Source organism: Nitrobacter sp. 62-13 (genome assembly GCF_001896955.1).
GTDB lineage: Bacteria > Pseudomonadota > Alphaproteobacteria > Rhizobiales > Xanthobacteraceae > Nitrobacter.
Window position 1 is genome coordinate 9,681 of record NZ_MKRN01000073.1, and the last position, 5,279, is coordinate 14,959.

Annotated in this window: 6 protein-coding genes; 5 read left to right on the forward strand and 1 reads right to left on the reverse strand. The window is 62.6% G+C overall.

Going from position 1 to position 5,279, the window contains the following annotated elements; genetic code table 11:
* From BGN91_RS07165 to BGN91_RS07175, 3 genes are all read left to right on the forward strand, one after another.
* Positions 1 to 525: acyl-CoA dehydrogenase family protein (locus tag BGN91_RS07165; protein WP_292611802.1), on the forward strand; the 525-nt coding region annotated here is incomplete at its 5' end.
* 9 nt (positions 526 to 534) lie between these two features.
* Positions 535 to 1,077, forward strand: coding sequence for a flavin reductase family protein (locus BGN91_RS07170; protein ID WP_292611804.1), 543 nt, complete (start codon positions 535 to 537; stop codon positions 1,075 to 1,077).
* Between the two features lie 239 nt (positions 1,078 to 1,316).
* The gene (locus BGN91_RS07175; protein ID WP_292611805.1) at positions 1,317 to 2,537 is read left to right on the forward strand and encodes a citrate transporter; all 1,221 of its coding nucleotides are present in this window, start codon (positions 1,317 to 1,319) and stop codon (positions 2,535 to 2,537) included.
* A 15-nt stretch (positions 2,538 to 2,552) separates the two neighbouring features.
* Here the strand turns inward: BGN91_RS07175 and pncB are convergent, their stop codons facing one another.
* Complete coding sequence (pncB, locus tag BGN91_RS07180) at positions 2,553 to 3,857, reverse strand: nicotinate phosphoribosyltransferase (RefSeq protein WP_292611806.1); 1,305 nt, start codon at positions 3,855 to 3,857, stop codon at positions 2,553 to 2,555.
* A 171-nt stretch (positions 3,858 to 4,028) separates the two neighbouring features.
* On the opposite strand from pncB, the gene BGN91_RS07185 reads away from it, so the two are divergent.
* Positions 4,029 to 4,640 carry a LemA family protein gene (locus BGN91_RS07185; protein WP_292611808.1) on the forward strand — a complete coding sequence of 204 codons (612 nt, stop codon included), beginning with the start codon at positions 4,029 to 4,031 and terminating at the stop codon, positions 4,638 to 4,640.
* 21 nt (positions 4,641 to 4,661) lie between these two features.
* The coding region (locus BGN91_RS07190) for a YgcG family protein (RefSeq protein WP_292611810.1) at positions 4,662 to 5,279 on the forward strand (618 nt) is incomplete at its 3' end.

Sequence of the window (5,279 nt, forward strand, 5' to 3'; positions counted from 1 at the left end):
GGCACCGCCGTCAATCCGAATCCCCTTTACGCTTTGCCGGTGTTTGCGCTGTTTCCCTTCGTGCTGTCGGGGGTGGCGCTCGGTAACGCCCGAGGCTGCCTCGAAGACTACATCGAAGTCGCACGCCACCGCGCAACCACCTACAGTCGCGCCATGCTCGGCGATCTTCAGTCCACGCAGATCAAGATTGCCGAAGCGTCGGCGAAGATCGATGCCGCGCGGCTCGTCATGCGCTCGATCTGCATCACAGCGATGGCGGAGGCGAGGCGTGGGCATATTCCGGACATGGCGGTCAAAACCGGATGGCGGCGCGACGGAGCCTATGCGGTGAACCTGTGTACCGAGGCGGTGTCGCTGCTGGTTGCAGCGAGCGGGGCGCGCGGGTTGTTTGCTGGTTCTCCGCTGCAGCGGCAGTTCCGCGATGCGAACGCGATCAATTCCCACATCGCGTTCAGCTTCGATGCGGCGGGCACGGATTACGGCCGGGTTGCTCTCGGCCTGCCGTCCAAAAACTTGACGCTGTGAGGTCGTCTGATGACGGGCGGTCCTGACTTCCCCGGCGCGCCGGATCCGGCCAACGAACTGGCGAGCGACCAGTCGTCGCTCGATCCGCGTGACTTCCGCAATGCGCTCGGAACCTATGCCACCGGCGTCACCATCATCACCGCCGCTGGCGAGGCCGGAACTCCGCACGGACTGACGTGCAACTCGTTCACGTCGGTCTCGCTGAACCCGCCGCTGGTGCTGTGGAGTCTCGTGGTCTATTCGCGAAACATGAGCGTCTTCCAGAACGCCAGCCATTTCGCCGTCAACGTGCTCGGCGCGTCGCAGCAGGCGCTGGCGGTCAAATTCGCGACGCCGTCGAGCCGCAAGTTCGAGGAAGTCGCCTGGACGCCCGGTCTCGGCGGCGCTCCGCTGCTGTCCGGCGGCGTTGCGAACTTTCAGTGCCGCACCGTCGATCGCTATTATGGCGGAGACCACGTCATCTTCCTCGGCGCCGTGGAGGCCTACAGTTATAATCGGAACGAATCGCTCTTGTTTGCCCACGGCAAGTATGGCCGCTTCGTCGGCGAATGATGGCCTGCCGGCTCATGATCAGCCGGATTCGGACATGCTCGCCTCGATAATAAAATCCAGAACCAAGTTGATGAAATTCCATTACCTCGGTGCTTGGCGTCTGCATGGGATCATATGCCGCACGGTTTGACGGACGAAACCGGTCGAATGTCCTTGCGGTGGCGACCCGGTTTTATTTTCTTCGCCGGTGCTGTCTCGTCAGGGTCCGCGCCTGTCGATACTGAACAGTTGAGAGCGCGATGACCGATCCGATTCTGATTCTTGGAATTCCTTTCGATTTTATCCTCTTCGGGCTCATTCTGCTCGGCATCGCTCTGTTTCACCGTCATACGCTTCCGATCGCCCTGATCGGCCTCGTCGCTATCATCGGCTACAAGGTCGGCTTCACCGGCTTCAAGTCCGGCGCAGGGTGGAGCGGGTTCGGCCACCACATGGCGCACGAGTGGGTCACGCTGGCGAATCTGTTCCTATTGCTGATGGGATTCGCCATTCTGTCGCGGCACTTCGAGGAAAGCCGGATACCGGATGAAATGCCGGCGCTGTTGCCCGACGACTGGAAAGGCGGCACCGTCCTTCTTGTCATCGTCTTCGTGTTGTCAGGCTTTCTCGATAATATTGCGGGAGCGCTGATCGGCGGCACGGTGGCGCGCCACGTCTTTCGAGGAAAGGTCCACATCGGCTATCTGGCCGCGATCGTCGCGGCCTCCAATGCCGGCGGCGCCGGCAGCGTGGTCGGAGATACGACGACGACGATGATGTGGATTGACGGTATCAGTCCGCTCAGCGTCCTGGAAGCATATATCGCGGCCGTGGTGGCGCTCGCGATTTTCGCGGTTCCGGCAGCGATCCGGCAGCATCGTTTTTCGCCGATCGTGAAGAAGCCGCCGAGCGGCTTGCGCGTGGACGGCGTGCGAGTCTTCATCGTCGCGGTCATCCTGACCGCGGCGCTGGTTGCGAACGTGACCGCGAACCTGAAATTCCCGGCGCTGCTCGATACGGTGCCTGTACTCGGACTCGCCGTCTGGGCCGCAATTTTGCTGACCGCGGTCTTGCGCGCGCCGGACTGGACCATCCTGCCCGAAACCTTCAAGGGCACGATCTTCCTTCTGGCGCTCGTGACCGCCGCCTCCGTGATGCCGGTGGAGACATTGCCGGCGGCATCATGGCAGACAGCGCTCGGCCTCGGCGTTGTCTCGTCTGTGTTCGACAATATCCCGCTCACCGCGCTGGCGCTCAAGCAGGGCGGCTATGACTGGGGATTTCTTGCTTACACCGTCGGCTTCGGTGGTTCGCTGGTCTGGTTCGGCTCCTCCGCCGGCGTGGCGCTGTCGAACATGTATCCGGAGGCGAAGTCGGTGGGCTCATGGCTCAGGCACGGATGGCCCGTCGCGATCGCCTACGTCGCCGGCTTTTTCGTGATGCTTGCCGTTATCGGCTGGCATCCCGATCAGCCGCATTGAAGCGGCCGCTTCAACTCAAACCTGAACGGGAGAATGGACGCGGCCGGCATGTCCGAACACGCGCAAATAACGTTCGATCTCCGACGGCTCGCCGGTCGCCTTCTCGGGATTGTCCGACAGTTTCACGGCGGGACGACCATTGACCGATATCACCTTGCAGACGATCGAGATCGGATCGAGGTCGGCGGTGCCGTCGGGCGAACATCCCACGAAGTCGTTGGTCAGGTTGGTGCCCCAGCCGAAACTCACCCGCACCCGTCCGGCAAAATGCCGCTGCGTCTCCTCGATCGAGTCGGCGTCCATGCCGTCGGAAAACACCAGAAGTTTCTCGCGTGGATCGCGGCCCTTCTGCGGCCACCACCTGATGCTCTCCTCGCCTGCCGCGATCGGCGGCAGGCTGTCCGGGCGGAAGCCGGTCCAGTCCGCCACCCACTCCGGCGCGTCGCGCAGGAAAGCCTTGGTGCCGAAGGCGTCGGGCAGGGCGACCAGCAGGTTGCCCCCATAGGTGTGCCGCCATTGATCGAGGATGCGATAAGGCGCCCGGCGCAATGCGGCATCGTCATCGGCGAGCGCGGCCGCGACCATGGGCAGTTCATGCGCGTTGGTGCCGATGGCCTCCAGATCGCCGTCCATCGCGAGCAGAACGTTCGACGTGCCGGTGAAGGCGGGTCCGAGTGCTTCCTTGGCGGCTTCGACACACCAGCGCTGCCAGAGGAAGCCATGACGCCGCCTCGTTCCGAAGTCCGACAGCCGCAGGCCGTCCAGCTTGCGCAACCGTTCGAGTTTGCCCCACAGCTTTGCCTTGGCGCGCGCGTACAGCACATCGAGAGCGAACCGGCCCAGACCCCTGGTCACCTGGCGCGACCGCAACTCATTGAGAATGGCGAGCGCCGGAATTTCCCACATCGTGGTGTGGGTCCAGGGTCCATGGAAATGCAGCTCGTACTGGCCGTCGCCCTTCCGTAATTCGTATTCGGGAAGCCGGAACGCCGCGAGCCAATTGATAAAGTCCGGCGTGAACATCTGGGTCTCGCCGTAGAACGTGTTGCCCGCGAGCCAGATCAGCTCCTTTTTGCTGAAAGCAATGCTGCGGGCATGGTCGAGCTGCGCCCGCAGTTCACCTTCGTCGATGACCTCGGCAAGCCGGACATACCGGCTGCGGTTGATCACGGAAAACGTCACATGCTCGTTCGGATAGAATTCACGGATCATCTGCAGCATCAGAAGCTTGTAGAAGTCCGTATCGAGCAGGCTGCGCACGATCGGATCGAGGCGGAAGCCGTGGTTATAGGTTCGCGTCGCGATATCCGTAACGGTCATGCCGTAAACTATAGGGCAGACGCGTGATTGCGAACAGGCGGTTCCGCTGGAGAGGGGAATTGACAGGATCGGCGCGGTCACGACATCTGCTAGCATTGCGGTTGCGCCGCCGAAGGGGTCGCGCGACTTTCCCTTGGAACGCAGTCTTGATTGCGGGGCAGGAGACATAGAATGCGAAAATTTTTGACGGTACTGGCGGCGCTCGCCACCCTGAGCCTGACCAATTGCGGCTACAACGCCATCCAGTCGCAGGATGAGCAGATCAAGTCCGACTGGTCCGAAGTGGTCAATCAATACCAGCGCCGCGCCGATCTGGTGCCGAATCTCGTCAATTCGGTGAAGGGCTTCGCGCAGCAGGAGAAGGACGTCCTGCTCGGCGTCACCAACGCGCGCGCCAAGGTCGGCAGCATCCAGGCGACGCCGGAAGTGCTCAACGATCCGGCGGCGTTCCAGAAATTCCAGGCCGCCCAGGGCGAACTCTCCAGCGCGCTGTCGCGCCTTCTGGTCGTCACCGAGAATTATCCGCAGCTCAAATCGGATGCGTTGTTCCGCGATCTGATGAGCCAGCTCGAAGGCACCGAGAACCGCATCACCGTGGCGCGCAACCGCTACATCAAGGCGGTGCGGGACTATAACGTGACCGTCCGTTCGTTTCCCACCAACCTGACCGCCATGGCGCTGGGGTACAAGGCCAAGCCGAACTTCACCGTCGACAACGAAAAGGACATATCGACCGCGCCGAAGGTTGATTTCAATCCGGCGCCGGCCGCGCCGGCGAAGTAGCCGGCACAGCCGGTGACGGCGATGCGCATCCTGAAGGCGGCGCTGCTGGCGCTGATGCTGTGCTGGGTCGGCGCGGCATCCGCCGATGTCGCGGTGCCGCCTTTGACCGGGCGCGTGGTCGATCTGACCGCGACGCTGAACAGCGATCAGACGGCGTCGCTCGAACAGGAACTGAAGGCGTTCGAGGACCGCAAGGGCAGTCAGGTCGCGGTGCTGATCGTGCCGACCACCGCGCCGGAAACGATCGAGCAATATTCGATCCGCGTTGCCGACCAATGGAAGATCGGCCGCAAGAAGATCGACGACGGCGCGATCCTGGTCGTCGCCAAGGATGACCGCAAGCTGCGGATCGAGGTGGGCTACGGCCTCGAGGGCGCGCTGACCGATCTCACCTCGAAGCGCATCATCGACGAAGAGATCGTGCCGAAATTCCGCAACGGCGATTTCGCCGGCGGCATCTCGGCCGGCGTGGATCGCATGCTCCGCGTGATCGACGGCGAGCCGCTGCCCGCGCCAAAGCCGCAGGGACAGTTCGCGAACAATTTCAACGTCGAGGATCTCTTCAATCCGTTCGTCATTGTCGGCGTGCTTGTCTTCGGCGGGATCTTCCGGAGCATCCTGGGCCGGCTGGTCGGCTCG

Coding starts and splice junctions, on each gene's coding strand:
- pncB (WP_292611806.1), bottom strand. CDS start 3,857: ATGACCGTTACGGATATCGCGACGCGAACCTATAACCACGGCTTCCGC.
- BGN91_RS07185 (WP_292611808.1), top strand. CDS start 4,029: ATGCGAAAATTTTTGACGGTACTGGCGGCGCTCGCCACCCTGAGCCTG.
- BGN91_RS07170 (WP_292611804.1), top strand. CDS start 535: ATGACGGGCGGTCCTGACTTCCCCGGCGCGCCGGATCCGGCCAACGAA.
- BGN91_RS07175 (WP_292611805.1), top strand. CDS start 1,317: ATGACCGATCCGATTCTGATTCTTGGAATTCCTTTCGATTTTATCCTC.